This is a genomic window from Lentzea sp. NPDC036955, assembly GCF_055608005.1.
This window is the reverse complement of sequence record NZ_JBVJRC010000012.1, coordinates 45,224-60,316: the sequence shown is the minus strand read 5'-3', so window position 1 is coordinate 60,316 and position 15,093 is coordinate 45,224. Positions and strand designations below refer to the sequence as shown.

15 protein-coding genes are annotated in these 15,093 nt (G+C 70.5%); 10 read left to right on the top strand and 5 right to left on the bottom strand.

Annotated features, from left to right (window positions below):
* Nucleotides 1–93: 93 nt before the first annotated feature.
* Complete coding sequence (locus tag ACZ7CF_RS35425; protein WP_470371835.1) at nucleotides 94–1,302, top strand: cytochrome P450; 1,209 nt, start codon at nucleotides 94–96, stop codon at nucleotides 1,300–1,302.
* Between the two features lie 53 nt (nucleotides 1,303–1,355).
* Here the strand turns inward: ACZ7CF_RS35425 and ACZ7CF_RS35420 are convergent, their stop codons facing one another.
* A complete protein-coding gene (locus ACZ7CF_RS35420; RefSeq protein WP_360397325.1) occupies nucleotides 1,356–2,762 on the bottom strand; it encodes an MFS transporter in 1,407 nt (468 codons plus the stop codon).
* Nucleotides 2,759–3,883: an epoxide hydrolase family protein gene (locus tag ACZ7CF_RS35415; protein WP_470371834.1), complete on the bottom strand. Its 1,125-nt coding sequence runs from the start codon at nucleotides 3,881–3,883 to the stop codon at nucleotides 2,759–2,761. Before ACZ7CF_RS35415 ends, ACZ7CF_RS35420 begins: the two co-directional genes overlap by 4 nt.
* Before the next feature lie 119 nt (nucleotides 3,884–4,002).
* On the opposite strand from ACZ7CF_RS35415, the gene ACZ7CF_RS35410 reads away from it, so the two are divergent.
* Together ACZ7CF_RS35410 and ACZ7CF_RS35405 are read left to right on the top strand one after the other, a co-directional pair.
* Nucleotides 4,003–5,238, top strand: a complete 1,236-nt coding sequence (locus ACZ7CF_RS35410; protein WP_470371833.1) for a cytochrome P450 — start codon at nucleotides 4,003–4,005, stop codon at nucleotides 5,236–5,238.
* Nucleotides 5,235–6,245 (top strand): NADP-dependent oxidoreductase, encoded by a 1,011-nt coding sequence (locus ACZ7CF_RS35405; RefSeq protein ID WP_360397331.1) that lies wholly within the window; start codon nucleotides 5,235–5,237, stop codon nucleotides 6,243–6,245. Before ACZ7CF_RS35410 ends, ACZ7CF_RS35405 begins: the two co-directional genes overlap by 4 nt.
* Here the strand turns inward: ACZ7CF_RS35405 and ACZ7CF_RS35400 are convergent.
* Nucleotides 6,232–6,576: a hypothetical protein gene (locus tag ACZ7CF_RS35400; RefSeq protein ID WP_470371832.1), complete on the bottom strand. Its 345-nt coding sequence runs from the start codon at nucleotides 6,574–6,576 to the stop codon at nucleotides 6,232–6,234. The genes ACZ7CF_RS35405 and ACZ7CF_RS35400 overlap by 14 nt on opposite strands.
* Nucleotides 6,577–6,655: 79 nt before the next feature.
* Between ACZ7CF_RS35400 and ACZ7CF_RS35395 the strand changes: the two genes are divergently transcribed.
* On the top strand, nucleotides 6,656–7,414 hold the full coding sequence (locus ACZ7CF_RS35395; RefSeq protein ID WP_360397335.1) for an SDR family NAD(P)-dependent oxidoreductase: 759 nt from the start codon (nucleotides 6,656–6,658) through the stop codon (nucleotides 7,412–7,414).
* Nucleotides 7,415–7,442: 28 nt separating this feature from the next.
* Nucleotides 7,443–8,675, top strand: a complete 1,233-nt coding sequence (locus ACZ7CF_RS35390; protein ID WP_360397337.1) for a cytochrome P450 — start codon at nucleotides 7,443–7,445, stop codon at nucleotides 8,673–8,675.
* A 52-nt stretch (nucleotides 8,676–8,727) separates the two neighbouring features.
* Here the strand turns inward: ACZ7CF_RS35390 and ACZ7CF_RS35385 are convergent, their stop codons facing one another.
* The gene (locus ACZ7CF_RS35385) at nucleotides 8,728–10,146 is read right to left on the bottom strand and encodes an alpha/beta fold hydrolase (protein ID WP_360397339.1); all 1,419 of its coding nucleotides are present in this window, start codon (nucleotides 10,144–10,146) and stop codon (nucleotides 8,728–8,730) included.
* 163 nt (nucleotides 10,147–10,309) lie between these two features.
* On the opposite strand from ACZ7CF_RS35385, the gene ACZ7CF_RS35380 reads away from it, so the two are divergent.
* The 3 genes from ACZ7CF_RS35380 to ACZ7CF_RS35370 are packed head-to-tail and all read left to right on the top strand — an operon-like array spanning nucleotide 10,310 to nucleotide 12,664.
* Nucleotides 10,310–10,633 carry a 2Fe-2S iron-sulfur cluster-binding protein gene (locus ACZ7CF_RS35380; protein ID WP_360397341.1) on the top strand — a complete coding sequence of 108 codons (324 nt, stop codon included), beginning with the start codon at nucleotides 10,310–10,312 and terminating at the stop codon, nucleotides 10,631–10,633.
* Between the two features lie 32 nt (nucleotides 10,634–10,665).
* Nucleotides 10,666–11,445 (top strand): SDR family NAD(P)-dependent oxidoreductase, encoded by a 780-nt coding sequence (locus tag ACZ7CF_RS35375; RefSeq protein WP_458433787.1) that lies wholly within the window; start codon nucleotides 10,666–10,668, stop codon nucleotides 11,443–11,445.
* A gap of 1 nt (nucleotide 11,446) precedes the next feature.
* Nucleotides 11,447–12,664, top strand: a complete 1,218-nt coding sequence (locus ACZ7CF_RS35370; RefSeq protein ID WP_470371831.1) for an NAD(P)/FAD-dependent oxidoreductase — start codon at nucleotides 11,447–11,449, stop codon at nucleotides 12,662–12,664.
* Nucleotides 12,665–12,685: 21 nt separating this feature from the next.
* Here ACZ7CF_RS35370 and ACZ7CF_RS35365 read toward each other — a convergent pair whose 3' ends face one another.
* Nucleotides 12,686–13,291, bottom strand: a complete 606-nt coding sequence (locus ACZ7CF_RS35365) for a response regulator transcription factor (RefSeq protein WP_360397347.1) — start codon at nucleotides 13,289–13,291, stop codon at nucleotides 12,686–12,688.
* Between the two features lie 108 nt (nucleotides 13,292–13,399).
* On the opposite strand from ACZ7CF_RS35365, the gene ACZ7CF_RS35360 reads away from it, so the two are divergent.
* Both ACZ7CF_RS35360 and ACZ7CF_RS35355 read left to right on the top strand, forming a co-directional pair.
* The gene (locus ACZ7CF_RS35360) at nucleotides 13,400–13,987 is read left to right on the top strand and encodes an NAD(P)H-dependent oxidoreductase (RefSeq protein ID WP_360397349.1); all 588 of its coding nucleotides are present in this window, start codon (nucleotides 13,400–13,402) and stop codon (nucleotides 13,985–13,987) included.
* A 5-nt stretch (nucleotides 13,988–13,992) separates the two neighbouring features.
* On the top strand, nucleotides 13,993–15,000 hold the full coding sequence (locus tag ACZ7CF_RS35355) for a ketoacyl-ACP synthase III family protein (protein WP_360397351.1): 1,008 nt from the start codon (nucleotides 13,993–13,995) through the stop codon (nucleotides 14,998–15,000).
* The last annotated feature ends 93 nt before the right edge of the window (nucleotides 15,001–15,093 follow it).

Sequence of the window (15,093 nt, the reverse complement as noted above, 5' to 3'; positions counted from 1 at the left end):
AGCGTCCACTCGGTCACTCGAACCGCGCTGGACCGGGGTTCAGGCCACCACTCCTAACGTGCGGAAACATCCCATGAGCGTGAGGAGCGCACGGTGGTCACCTTTCCCGTTCCCGGATCCAGCTACCGCGGTCCGGCGCCGGAGTTCGCGCGGTTCCGCGCGACGAGCCCGGTCGTGCGCCTGCCCGCCGCCGGTGGCGGCCACTGCTGGGTCGCCACCACGCAGGACGCGGTCCGCGCCGTTCTCGACGACGTGCGGTTCTCCCGCGCGGCGTCCTACGAACCGGGCGCGCCGGTGTTCCCCGGTCTCTTCCAGGCACCGCCAGGCATGATCATCTCCCTCGACCCGCCCGTGCACACCCGGCTGCGCGACCTGGTGTCGCAGGCGTTCTCGGTGGACCGGGTCGAGTCCATGCGACCGAGAATCCAGCAGCTGGTGGGAGAGTTGCTGGACCGCGCCGACGACGAGGCCAGGCAGGGACCGGTCGACCTGCTGGGGACGTTCACGTTCCCGCTGGCCATCACCGCGATCAGCGAGCTGCTCGGTGTGCCCGCCGCCGAACGCGACACGTTCGCGCGGCTGATCCGGGAGTTCGCCGCCGTGGACGCACCGGAGGTCGCGGCCGCGGCGGGGGAGCAGCTCGGCGAGTACATGGCGGCGCTGGTGTTCGGCAAGCTGCGCGCCCCCGGCGACGACGTGCTGTCGGCGCTGACGCAGGTCCGGATCGGCGACGACGGCCTGGCGGTCGACGAGCTGATCGGCCTCGGCTACACGCTGCTCGGCGCGGGCGGCGACTCCACGGCGTGCCACCTCGCCAGTTCGGTGCTGACCCTGCTCGGCCACCACCGCGACGGGTGGGTGCGGCTGGGCGGGCACCCGGAGGAGGTGCCGGCCGCGGTCGAGGAGCTGCTGCGCTGGATCGCGTTGTCCACCAACGACACCACCGGCCTGCCGCGGATCGCCGCGGAGGACGTCGCGTTGTTCGGGGTCACGATCCCCAAGGGCGACGCGGTGTTCGTGTCGACGAGCTCGGCCAACCGCGACGAGACCCTGTTCGCCGACCCGGACGTGCTCGACCTCACCCGCACCGGCAACGCGCACGTCGCGTTCGGGCACGGCATCCACCGCTGCCTCGGCGCCCCGCTGGCCCGCATCGAGCTGACCGCCGCGCTGGAGGAGCTGACCCGGCGCTTCCCGGCCGCCCGGCTCGCGGTGCCGGAGGAGGAGCTGCGGTGGCAGCGCGCCGACATGAACCACCGGCTCGTCGAGCTGCCCGTGGACCTGCACGGCAAGGGTTTCTGACACACGAAGAACGGCCCCCGGAAAGCTTTCCGGGGGCCGTTCTCGTTGTGCGGCTACTTCTTGCGGGGTACGGCGAGTGCCGCCAGCGCTCCGCAGAAGGTGAAGACGCCCGCACCGAGCAACGCGAGCCCGTACCCGGACCCGAGCGAGTGCCGCAACGGTTCACCGGCGGCCAGCAACGAGTCCGCACGGGCCGACGACATCGTCGCGAGCACGACCAGGCCGATCGCGCTGCCCATCTGCCGGATCGTGTTCAGCAGCCCGGACGCGAGGCCCGCCTGCTCGCGCGGGACACCGGACGTGGCGGCGTTCGTGGTCGCGTTCAGCACCGCGCCCATGCCGAGGCCCAGCACCGTCGTCGGCACGAGGATCGTGCCGAGGAACGTCGACGTCTCGTCCGCTGTGGACACCCACAGCAGGCCGGCGGTCGCCGAGAGCAGCCCCGCGAGCAGCACCGGCCGCGGTCCGATCCTCGGGACGATCCGCGCCACGCCGAACCCGCCCAGCGCGATGCCGATCGACAGCGGCAGGTAGCCGAGGCCGGTCGCGAGCGCGCTCAGCCCCATCACCTGCTGCAGCACCAGGGTGAGGAAGTAGAAGGTGCTGAACAGGGCCGCGATCGCGAAGAACGCCACGACGTTCGTCGCGGTCACCGAGCGGTTGCGGAAGATGCCGAGCGGCATCAGCGGGTGGGCCGACACCGTCTGCTGGCGCAGGAACAACGCGAACAGGACCACGGAGAGCGCGAGCGACCCGGCGACCTGCCAGGAGCCCCAGCCCAGCTCGTGCGACTGCGCGATGCCGTAGACCAGTGCCATCAGGCCGATCGTCACGGTGATCGCACCCGGTACGTCGAGGCTCTTGCGACCCCCGTTGCTGGGTGTCTCCGGCACGGCGCCGCGGATCATCGACACCAGTGCGATGCCGAGCGGCACGTTGATCAGCAGCACCCACCGCCAGCCCAGCGACTCGGTGACGATGCCGCCGAGCAGCACGCCGACCGCGCCACCCGTGCCGGACACCGCGCTCCACCAGCCGAACGCCTTCGCGCGGGCGGTGGGGTCGGTGAACGTGGTGCCCAGGACCGTGAGCGAGGCCGGTGCCATCACGGCCGCGCCCAGGCCCTGGAAGCCGCGGGCCGCGATCAGGGTGCCGGGCGAGGTCGCCATGCCGCCGACGGCGCTCGCGACCGTGAACAGCGCGGCACCGAGCAGGAACACCCGGCGCTGCCCGAACAGGTCGGCGAGCCGCCCGCCCAGCAGCAGGAAGCCGCACACCGCGATGGTGTACGCGCTGTTCACCCACTGCAGGTCGTGCCGCTCGAACCCGAGGTCCTCGTAGATCGAGGGCAGCGCGACGTTCATGACCGACGCGTCCAGCACGTTCATGAACTGCGCCAGGCAGCACACCGCCAGAACGAGCCCGAGCTTGGCACCGGGCCTGTTCAGCGTCGCCGTCATGCGCGCACCAGCCGGAAGAACGTCCGCAGCTCCTCGACCAGGACGACCGGGTTCTCCAGCGCGGGGAAGTGACCGCCGGACGGCATCTCCCGCCAGTAGCGCAGGTCGGTGAACCGGTGCTCGGCCCACGCCCTGGGCATCCGCGCGTCGGCGGGGAACACCGAGAACCCGGTCGGCACGGACACCTGCGTCAGCGGCGACTTGTTGTAGCTCTCCCAGTACAGCCGGCCCGAGGACGCGGCGGTGGCGGTGAACCAGCACACCGACACCATGTCGAGGATCCGGTCGCGGGGGATGATCTTCTCCGCGTCACCGTCGTGGTCGCTCCAGGACCAGTACTTCTCGCCGGCCCAGCCGAGCTGGCCGACGGGGGAGTCGGTGAGCCCGTAGGCCAGCGACTGCGGCTTGGTGTTCATCACCGCCGCGTACGCGGACTCCTTCGCGGCGAACTCCTTGAGCGCACCCAGGCCCTCGTAGTCCCGTTGCGTCAGCTGGACCTCCGCCTCGGGGGCGGACGCGAACGGCATGACGAGGTGGATCGCCTCGACGTGGTCGGGCGCGATGTGGCCGAGGATGCCCGTGATGAACGAGCCCCAGTCGTTGCCGTGCGCGTAGAACCTGTCGTAGCCGACGCGCCCCATCAGCGTGACGAGGGAGGCGGCGATCTTCTCCAGCGTCCAGCCGGTGCCGGTCGGCTTGTCGCTGAAACCGTAGCCGGGCAACGAGGGCGCGACGACGTGGAACGCGTCGGCCGGGTCCGGCGGGTTGGTGAGCGGCTCGATGACGTCGAGGAACTCGGCGACCGAACCGGGCCAGCCGTGTGTGAGCAGCAACGGCTTCGCGTCCGGGTGCGGGGAGCGGGCGTGCAGGAAGTGGATCCCGACACCGTCGACCTCGGTCTTGAACTGGGGGACGGCGTTCAACCGGGCCTCGGTGGCGCGCCAGTCGTAGACGTTCGCCCAGTACTCGGCCAGTTCCTTGGCGTAGGCCAGCGGCATGCCCTGCGACCAGTCGTCCACGGTCTCCGCGTCCGGCCACCTGGTCGCCGCCAGTCGCCGGGTGAGGTCCGCCAGTTCGGAGTCGGGAACCTCGACCCGGAACGGCACGAGTGCAGTGTCCATGGCGCGAAGGTAGGGACGAAACCTCGAACCCCGGTCGACATCCGGGTTTCGAGCCGCCTTCGAGGTGCGCGGAGCAGGGTTCGGCGCGAGGCCAGGCCGAAATTTCCCGGAGGTGTCCCGTGCTGCCCCTTGAACTGGACGAGGAGTTCCCGTTCAGCGGTTCCTCCTACCGCGGCCCGGACCCGAAGTACGACGAGCTGCGCGCCACGTGCCCCGTTGCCAAGGTGCGCACCAACACCGGCACGCCGACCTGGGTGGTCACCGGCTACTCCGACGTCCGCGCCGGGCTCGCCGACCCCAGGCTGAGCCGCGCGTTGACGTGCGCCGAGGGTGCTCCCCAGGTCGGCGGCGCCATGACCACCACCCCCGAGATGATCATCTCGCTGGACGGGTCCGAGCACTCCCGGCTGCGCAAGCTCGTGATGGGCGCGTTCACCGTCCGCAAGGTCGAGGCGATGCGCGCGGGCGTGCAGAAGGTGTGCGACGAGCTGCTGGACGCCGTCGAGCTCGACGGCGGGCCGGTCAACCTCGTCGAGAAGCTCTGCGTCCCGTTGCCGCTCACCGTCATCGGTGACCTGCTCGGCGTGCCCACCGAGGACCTGAAGATCTTCGAGACCGACGCGCGGGCGTTCGCGACGTTCGACGAGAACGACCCGGAGGCGCCGATGCGGGCGTTCGGGCGGCTCGCCGGGTACGTCATGGGCCTGATCGCGCAGAAGCGCGAGAAGCCCGGCCAGGACATGCTGTCCGACCTGATCTCCGCGCGGGACGACGACGACAAGCTCAGCGAGCAGGAGCTGGTGACGTTCGCGTTCACGCTGATCGGCGCCGGCTTCGACACGGCAGCCAACCAGATCTCCAACTCGGTGCTGGCGCTGCTGCACGACCACCCGGACACCTGGCGGCGCCTGGTCGCCGACCCGTCGCTGATCCCGGCGGCCGTCGAGGAGCTGCTGCGGCACGTCAACCTCTTCGCCACCGACACCACCGGGTTCCACCGCATCGCGGCGGAGGACCTGGAGCTCGGCGGGCAGAGGATCGCGAAGGGCGACGCGGTGTTCTTCGTGCTGTCGTCGGCGAACCGGGACGCCGCGGTCTTCGAGAACCCCGACGTGCTCGACATCGACCGCGCCACCAACCCGCACATCGCGTTCGGGCACGGCGTGCACTACTGCCTCGGCAAGCAGCTGGGGCGCATGGAGATGGCGATCGCCATCGAGGGCCTGACCCGCCGCTTCCCGGACCTGCGGCTCGCCGTGCCGTACGAGGACCTGAAGTGGCACCAGGGCGAGATCAACCACTCACTCGTCACCTTCCCCGTCACGTGGGGGCTGGAGAACCAAGGAGAGTCATGAGCATCCCCGAGAAGCAGTGGGAGGTCAGGCTCGCCAAGCACGTCGAGGACGACCTGACCCCCGAGCACTTCGACCTCGTCGAGGTGGCCGTCCCCGAGATCGGCGACGGTGAGGTGCTGGTGCGCGTCGGCTACGTGTCGGTGGCGGCCGCCTTCAAGGAGTTCATGCGGGCCGACTGCCAGATCCCCGGCGTGCCGCCGTGGAAGGTCGGCGAGCCCGCCGGCGCCGGTGGCGTGGGCACCGTGGTGAAGTCGAACAGCCCCGACCTCGCGGTCGGCGACCTGGTGCAGTCGTTCGGGCCGTGGCAGGAGTACTGGTCCGGGCCCGCGCAGCAGTTCATCAAGCAGAACCCGCACCACGTGCCGTCACCGGTGTACTTCCTGTCGCAGGGCCCCACCGCCTACTACGGCATGGCGACCATCGCGCAGGCCGGTGAGGGCGACGTCGTGTTCGTCACCGGCGCCGCCGGCGGTGTCGGGTCGCTCGCCGGGCAGATCGCGAAAGCCCGCGGTGCCAGGGTGATCGGCTCGGCCGGCTCGCAGGCCAAGGTCGACTGGCTGGTGAACGAGCTGGGCTTCGACGCCGCGTTCAACTACAAGGACGGCCCGGTGGCCGACCGGCTGCGCGAGCTGGCACCGGACGGCATCAGCGTGTTCTTCGACAACGTCGGCGGCGAGCAGTTCGAGGCGGCGGTCCAGGCCGCCCGCCCGCACGCCCGGTTCGCGCTGTGCGGTGCGCTGGCCAACCAGGCCGGTGGCTCGGCCGAGCACCCGCGGCTCGACCTGATGACGGCCATCACGAAGCACCTGGAGATCCGCCCGTTCGCCTGCTACCACCTGCCGGAGCAGATCCAGGACTGGGTGGTCCACTTCGGACAGTGGTTGCAGGAGGGGAAGTTCGTCTTCCCGCACACGATCGTCGAGGGCGGGGTCAAGGCGGCGCCGCAGGCGTTGCTGTCGCTGCTCTCCGGCGCCTACACCGGGAACGTGACGGTCAGGTTCTCCTGATCGCGGTGATCCTGACGTGCGCCGTACGGATGGTGCTGCCATCCGCACGGCGCACTGTCGTGATCCCGGTGCTGACGAACGCGTCACCGCTCAGCACGGCGTCCTGGGCGATCTCGACGGTGCCGGGCGGCTCGGCCATCTCCTCGGTGATCCGGTAGGAGAACGTGCCGGGCCCGGTCGCCGTCCAGGTGCCGGACCCCGTGCCACCGCCCAGGAGCGCGGCCGTGCCGTCGTCCGCGAAACCGAGCTCGCTGAAGGACTCGCCACCCGGCCGGCCGACCCGTGCGCGCCATCGTCCCGTGATGTCCATGCCCCACAGGGTTTCCGTCACTGCTGGACCTGGACTCAAGGAACACCGAGCAGGGTTGGCGGCGACTGCTCTTACAGGAGAGAAAGAAGCTGGAGGCGTCATGTCGGACGCACCATTTGCCGGACAGCAGGTCGTCGTGACGGGTGGGGGAACCGGCATCGGCCGCGCGGCGGCGCTGGCGTTCGCCGACCTCGGCGCCGCGAACGTGATCATCACCGGCCGCCGCGAGAACCGGCTCACCGAGGTCGTCGCGCTGCACCCGGCCATCACCGCCGTGGTCGCCGACGTGACCACCGAGGAGGGCGCGCAGAAGGTCGTCGACGCCGTGAAGCTCGGTGGCGGCAAGGTCGACGTGCTCGTGCACAACGCCGGGATCTTCCGGTTCACCCCGGTCGCCGGTTTCGACCTCGGCACTGCCCGCGACGTGCTGGAGACCAACCTGGTCGGCCCGCTGGTGCTGACCGCCAAGCTGCTGCCGCAGCTGACCTCGCCCGGCGGCAGCATCGTGTTCGTCTCGAGCAACGCGGGCCACATCGCCGTGCCCGGCGGCGGCGTGTACGGCGCCAGCAAGGCCGCCGTGGACAGCCTGGTGCGCAGCTGGGCGCTCGAGCTCGCCCCGCAGGGCATCCGCGTCAACGCGGTCGCGCCCGCCGCCGTGCGCACCGAGGTCTACGCGGCCAACGGCCTGAGCCCCGAGGAGGTCGAGGGCTACTTCGGCTTCCAGGCCTCGCAGACCCCGCTGGGGCGCACCGGTGAGGTCGACGACGTCGTCCCGTGGATCACCCGCTTCGCCGAGCCGGCGAGCTCGTGGGTGACCGGTCAGATCATCACGCTCGATGGCGGCGCTGACCTGGCGTGAGCCAACCCGAACCAGGAGGAACCGAAAGATGACCAGCAGCGCCACCGAGCCCGGTGTGGACACGTTCCCGTACAAGCGCCAGTGCCCGTTCACCCCGCCCGCGCAGTACGCGCAGATGGCGGAGGAGGACGTCGTCGAGGTCACGCTGACCGGGTCCGGCCTGCGGATCTGGACGATCAGCGGCTACCACACGATCAAGCAGCTCCTGACCGACCCGCGGATCAGCGCCTCCCGCAAGCACGACAACTTCCCGTTCTACTTCATCGCGCCGCCGGAGTTCCGCACCGAGACGTCGTTCATCGGCTACGACAACCCCGAGCACACCAAGACCCGGCGCAAGGCGGCGGTGACGTTCACCAACCGCCAGGTGAAGCGGCTGCGCGGGCGCATCCAGGAGATCGTCGACGAGTACATCGACAAGATCCTCACGATGACGCCGCCCATCGACTTCCACCGCGAGTTCTCGCTCGCCGTGCCGATGACGGTCATCTGCGAGCTGCTCGGCATCCCGCAGGACGAGCACGACTTCTTCATCGAGCACGGCACCTGCCTGCTGGGCGGGCACTCGACACCCGAGCAGCGCCAGGCGGCGATCGTCGAGGTGAACGCCTACGTCGACAAGCTGATCACGTTGAAGGAGCAGGAGCCCGGCGAGGACCTGCTGTCCAGGGCGATGGCCGAGTACGCGGCCTCCGGCGAGGAGTACACGCGCCGCGACCTGTTCAACATGATCCGCCTGCTGATGAACGGCGGCCACGAGACCACGGCCTCGATGCTGTCGCTGGGCACCGCGGCGCTGCTGGAGCACCCGGAGGAGCTGCAGAAGCTGCTCGACGACCCCGAGGGCATGATCGAGCCGGCCGTCGAGGAGCTGGTGCGCATCGCGACCATCGGTGACACCGCCATCCCGCGCGTCGCGCTGGAGGACATCGAGATCGCCGGCAAGACCATCAAGGCCGGCGACGGCATCCTGTGCCTGGGCCTCAACGGCAACCGCGACCCGGAGGTCTTCCCGGAGCCGGAGAAGCTGATCCTGGAGCGCGGCACCCGCAAGCACCTCGGGTTCGGCCACGGCCTGCACCACTGCATCGGCGCCGACCTCGCGCGGCTGGAGATGCAGCTGGTGTGGACGACGCTGTTCCAGCGCATCCCGTCGCTGCGCCTGGCGAAGCCGTTCCTGGAGATCCCCCGCAAGGAGGGCGCCGTGATCTACGGCCTCTGGGAGCTGCCGGTCACGTGGGACCTGCCCGCGGAGGACTGACCGCACGCGAAAGGGGCCCCGCTCACGAAGAGCGGGGCCCCTTTCGCGTTGCTCAGTCCTTCGGGATGTCCGGGCGCCGCACGTGCCCCGGGATCCGGGTGTGCTTGCTCCGCGGGAGCACGCCGTCGACGAGGTAGTCGTCGACCAGGGCGTCGAGGACCTCGTTGCCCGCCAGCGCGTACACCTCGTGGTCACCGGAGTCCTCGATGACGACCAGCGGGTGGTCCAGCAGCGCGGCGAGCTCGACGCCGCCCTCGACGCGGTCCATCGGGTCGCCGTCGGCCTGCACCACCAGGCCCTTGGGGTAACCGGGCTGCGCGAGCTCCGTCGGCGGTTCGAGGCTCTCGAACGTCCGGAACGCACCGACCCACGGCTGCGCCCGCAGGACCCCGTAGCCGTACGGGTGCGTGGCCCGGTGCTTGCGGACGTCGGCGTAGTAGACCTCCAGGTCCTGCGGCCAGTACGTCTCCAGCGTGATGGCCTCCAGCACCCCGACCCGCAGGTCGCCCTCGGAGTCCTGCGGCCGCCACGTGCCCTGCCCGACGATCAGCGTCTTCGCCTTGTCGAGGTTGCCGTCGCCGAGCGCGGTGTTCAGGTCGCCGATGAGGTAGCCCAGCGAGTCCCACTGCGCCCGGTCCGTGGCCCTGGTGCCGACCGCGCCGTCGAGCAGCGTCCTGAGGTGCACCTGGCCCTGCTCGTCGAGCGCCGCCACGACCTTCTCGACCTCGGCGATGACGTCCGCGGCGTTCGTGCCGAGGTGGAAGTGCCCGTCGCGCTCCGCTGTCCACTCCGCCCACAGCTCGACGTTGCGGTAGACCGCCTCCGCCTGCGTGACGAACTGCTGGCGCCAGGTCCACTGCGGGTTGATGCACGAGTCGAGCACCGTGCGGTCGAGGTGCTCGGGGAACATCGTCCCGTACACCGCACCGACGTACGTGCCGTACGCGTAACCGACGAACGAGATCTTCTCCTCGCCCAGCACGACCCGGACCAGGTCCATGTCGCGGGCGGTGTTGCGGGTCGTGATGTGCGGCCGCAGCTCCCCGCCCGCCTTCTGGCAGCCGAGCTCGCGCAGCCGCATGTCCTCGGCCAGCTGCTCGAACAGCGAGTCCGGCGGCCGACTGTCGAACGGCGCCTTGGGGATCGTGACCTCGCTGTAGAGCTTGGTCGACTCGCCGTACCCGCGCGGGTCGAACCCGATGAGGTCGTAGGCGGACCTGAGGCGCGCCCCGAAGTGCTTGATCAGCCCCAGTCCGTCACCACCGTCGCCGCCGGGACCGCCGTTGACCGCGAGCAGCACGCCACGCCGCCGCGCCGGGTCGGTGGCCTTCAGCCGGGCGAGCGCGATGGTCAGCCTGGGGCCGTCCGGGTCGGAGTAGTCGCGTGGCACGACGACCGTCGCGCGTTCAAGGCCGTCCTCGAACGGCGGTGACCAGTTCACCTGCTGGTCGTAGAACTCCCTGAGGGGCACGGTGGAACCTCCGCGTGTGGGTGTGCGCCGACACCCCAGCGTCGCAACAGGTCCTTGAACGCCAGCGGAGCAGGAGCGTTCAAGGTGACCTCCACCGGGCGCACAGCGCGACCGCCCAAGGTGGAGCACGTCCGGCGAGCCGCAGATCCGTGGGAGAACTGCCATGCCAAAGATCACTTACGTAGCGCACGACGGCGTCGAGACCGTCGTCGACGTTGCCCAGGAAGACACCGTGATGCGCGGCGCGGTTCTCAACGGTGTCAAGGGGATCGTCGCCCAGTGCGGCGGCGGCGCCTCCTGCGGCACGTGCCACGTGTACGTCGACCCGGAGAACACCAAGCCGTTGGCGCCGATGCACCAGGTCGAGGACGAGCTCCTCTACTTCACGGCCTGCGAGCGCAGGGAGAACAGCCGGTTGAGCTGCCAGCTCCCGGTGACCGAGGAGCAGGACGGGCTCGTCGTGCACATGCCCGAGAAACAACTCTGAGGCCGAGCAGCAACCCCGAGGGAGAGAAGAGCATGAGCAAGCGACGGGTCGCCCTGGTCACGGGCGCCACCAGTGGGATCGGCCTCGAGGTCGCGCGCAGCCTCGGTCAGCAGGGGCACGCGGTGTTCGTCGTGGCCCGCACCGCCGAGAACGTCACCACCACGGTGAAGCAGCTCAGGGAAGAGGGCTGCGAGGCCGACGGCGCCGCAGCCGACGTGACGTCCACAGAGGACATCCGCGGCGCGGTGCGGAAGGCCGTCGACACGTTCGGCCCGGTCGAGATCCTCGTCAACAACGCGGGCCGCGGCGGCGGTGGAATCACCGCCGAGCTCGACGAGGACCTGTGGCTGGACGTCATCGACACCAACCTCAACGGCGTCTTCCGCTTCACCAAGGAGGTGCTGAGCACCGGCAAGATGGTGGAGCAGAGCTGGGGCCGGATCATCAACATCGCCTCCACCGGCGGCAAGCAGGGCGTCGTGTTCGCCGCGCCCTACTCGGCCTCCAAGCACGGCGTCGTCGGCTTCACCAAGGCCGTCGGCATCGAGCTCGCCAAGTCCGGCATCACCGTCAACGCGGTGTGCCCTGGCTACGTCGAGACGCCGATGGCCGGCCGGGTCCGCCAGGGCTACGCCAACCACTGGGGTGTCAGCGAGGACGAGGTCCTCGAGAAGTTCAACGCCAAGATCCCGCTGGGTCGGTACAGCACGCCGGAAGAGGTCGCCGGTCTCGTGACGTACCTGACGACGGACACCGCGTCCTCGATCACCGCGCAGGCGCTCAACGTCTGCGGCGGGCTGGGCAACTACTGACATGCGCGGCGAGTCGGTAGTCGTCGTCGGGGCCGGGCAGGCGGGCTGCCAGGTCGCGGTGTCCCTGCGCGAGCAGGGGCACCGCGGCCCCATCACCCTCATCGGTGACGAAGCCCAGAAGCCCTACCAGCGGCCCCCTCTCACGAAGACCTACCTGGCGGGGGAGACCGACCTCGCCGGGCTGGTGCTGCGGCAGGACTCCTACTACGAGGACCACGGCATCCAGCTCGTCACCGGCGAGCGGGTGCTGGGCGTCGACCGGTCCGCACGGGTCGCGGTGCTGGGCTGTGCGCGCACCATCGGCTACGACCACCTGGTGTTCGCCACGGGGGCGCGACCGCGGCCGTTGTCCATCCCCGGCGCCGAGCACGTGCTGAACCTGCGCTCGGTCGCCGACGCGGACGTGCTCCGGCAGCGGCTCGACGGGCAGGTCGGGCTCGACGTCGTCGTCATCGGCGGCGGGTTCATCGGCCTCGAGCTCGCCGCCGTGGTGCGCAAGCTGCGCCACGAGGTGACCGTCGTCGAGACGCAGCCGCAGGTGATGCAGCGCGCCGTCACACCGGAGACCGCGCGGCAGCTCGTCAACCGGCACCGGTCGGAGGGCGTGCAGGTCCTGACCGGCCGGGGCGTCGCCGCCGTCCGGGAGGGCCTCGTCGAGCTGACCGACGGCACGGTGCTGGTGGCCGACCTGGTCGTCGCCGGCATCGGCGTCCTGCCCAACACCGAGGTCGCGCAGCGCTCCGGGCTCGCCACCGACAACGGCATCGTGGTCGACGCGCACCTGCGCACCGTCGACCAGCGCGTGCACGCCGTCGGTGACTGCGCCCGGTTCGCCAGCACGCTCACCGGCGGGCTCACCCGCCTGGAGTCCGTGCAGAACGCCACCGACCAGGCCACCTGCGTGGCCGGGGCGATCCTGGGCAGCGCCGAGCCCTACACCGCGCTGCCGTGGTTCTGGAGCGACCAGTACGACGTGAAGCTGCAGATCGCGGGCCTCACCGAGGGCCACGACCGCGCGGTCACCGTCGGCGACCCCGCGGAGGGCCGGTTCTCGGTGTTCTGCTTCCGCGGCGACAAGCTGGTCGGTGTCGAGGCCTACAACAAGCCGATCGACTTCATCATGGCCCGCAGGGTCCTCGAGGGCGGCAACACCCTCACCCCCGAGATCGTCGCGCGGCCCGGGTTCGACCTGCGCGGCAGCCTGCAGCGGGCGGCGTGAGCCGTGCCGTCCGCGGACCCGTCACAGCCAGCCGGCGTCGTCGGCGATGCGGATGGCGTCCACCCGGTTGCGGGCGTTGAGCTTGGTCATGGTCGTCGTCAGGTAGTTGCGCACCGTGCCGACCGACAACGACAGCGCGGTCGCGATGTCCGGCGCGTCGGCACCGTTGGCCGCGAGCCGCAGCACCTCCAGCTCGCGGTCGGTGAGCGGGCACTCGCCGCGGTCCCACGCGGCCAGTGCCAGCTGGCTGTCCACGACCCGTTCCCCCGCGGCGACGCGGCGGATCGCGTCGGCGAGCTCACCGGGCGGCGCGTCCTTCAGCAGGAAACCGTCCACCCTGGCCGCCAACGCCCGCCGCAACGTCCCCGGCCGGCCGAGCGAGGTCAGCATCAACGTCCTGACCTGTGGCATCGACTCGCGGATCGTCGCCGCGGCACTCAGCCCGTCGAGGATCGGCAGGTCGATGTCGATCACGCAGACGTCCGGGCCGTGCTGCCGCACCGCCGGCACGATCTTGTCGCCGGAGCTCACCTCGGCCACGACCTCGATGTCCGGTTCGAGGTTGAGCAGCGCGATGAGAGCACCGCGCACCATGTGCATGTCCTCCGCGAGCAGAACCCTGATCATCGCGCCCCTCCGCGCGACACCATATCCCCCGGCGTTCATGTCGCGCTCCACGCCACATCAAGGCCACCCGGCAAGGGTGAGGACAGCTGCCTTGCGAAGGGATGCGCCATGGAACGCAGCGTCAACGTGACAGTCGTGTACTACTCCTCGACGGGAACGATCCACCGGCTGGCCACGGAGATGGTCGAGACGGCGGAGAAGCACGGCGCTGAGGTGCGGCTGGTGCGCGCGGCGGAGCTGGCGCCCGCCACGGTCGTCGAGTCGCGGCCCGCCTGGAAGGCGCACCTGCTCGACACCGCCGACGTGCCGATCGCGGCCGTCGACGACGTGCTGTGGGCCGACGCCGTCATCCTCGGCACGCCCACCCGCTTCGGCAACGTCTCGGCGCAGCTCAAGCAGTTCATCGACACCCTCGGGCCCGCGTGGTTCAGCGGCCTGCTCGCGAACAAGGTCTACAGCGCGTTCACCTCGGGCGGCAGCACCCACGGCGGCATGGAGACCACGCTGGTGTCGATCTACAACATGGTCTGCCACTTCGGCGGGATCATCGTGCCGCCCGGTGGCGACTTCAACCCCTACGGCACGTCCCACGTGCTGGGTGCGGACAACCGGCCGGTCTGCGACGTGACGTTGCGGGCGGCCGGGGTGCAGGCAGAACGCGTCGTGCGGGTCGCCCGCGCGCTGAAGGAGGTCTGACCGCGGTGCGAGTGAAGGACATCTTCGTCAGTGGCAGCGGGGTGCGCCTGCCCGCGACGCTGTCGGTCGCGGACGCGATCGCGTCGGGGGAGTGCGAGCCGAAGCTCGTCGCGCGCACGGACGTCGAGTCGGTGGCCGTGTCCCCGACCGAGTCGGCGGCCGAGATGGCGGTCGCCGCCGCCCAGGTCGCGCTGGAACGGGGCCGGTCGGGACCGGCCGACATCGACCTCATCCTGCACGCCACCACCTACCACCAGGGCCAGGACCTGTGGCCGGTCGGCTCCTACATCCAGCGCGAGACGGTCAGGAACTCCTGTCTGGCGCTGGAGATCCGGCAGATGTCCAACGGCGGCATGGCCGCGCTGGACCTCGCGGTGTCCTACCTGGCGGCACGACCGGGCCGCGACGCCCTGCTGACCACGTCGGACCGCTTCTGCCTGCCCGGCATCGACCGGTGGCGCACCGACCCGGGCACCCCGTACGGCGACGGCGCTTCCGCGATCGTGCTGACCAGCAGGGGCGGGTTCGCGCAGGTGCTCTCGCTGGCCATCAACGCCGACTCCGACCTCGAACCGCTGCACCGCGGCGACGTGCCGTTCGGGCTGGCGCCGTTCTCGCACCGCATCCCGGTGGACTTCGAGGAGGCCAAGCACACGTTCAGCCGCGAGTTCGGCCTGTCCTACGGCATCAACAAGGCCAACGCCGGTCAGGCCAGGGTCGTGGAGGAGGCGCTCGCCGACGCCGACATGAAGCTCGGCGACGCCGACTGGGTGATCCTGCCGCACTTCGGCCGCCGCCGGCTCGACGTGAACTACCTGCGCCCCTACGACCTCGAACCGGAGCGCACCACGTGGGAGTGGAGCCGCACGGTCGGGCACCTCGGCGCCGGTGACCAGTTCGCGAGCCTCGACCACCTGGTGCGGAGCGGCAAGGCGACGTCCGGTCAGCGGATCGTCATGTTCGGCGTGGGCGCCGGCTACAGCTGGGGCTGCGCGGTCCTGGAGATGCTGTGACCGGCAGCCGGACCCCGGTGAGCTTCCAGTAGACGCGCTGTCCTCGGCGGGTGACCTGCACGCAGGTCACCCGCCGATCGCATGTCCGCTCGT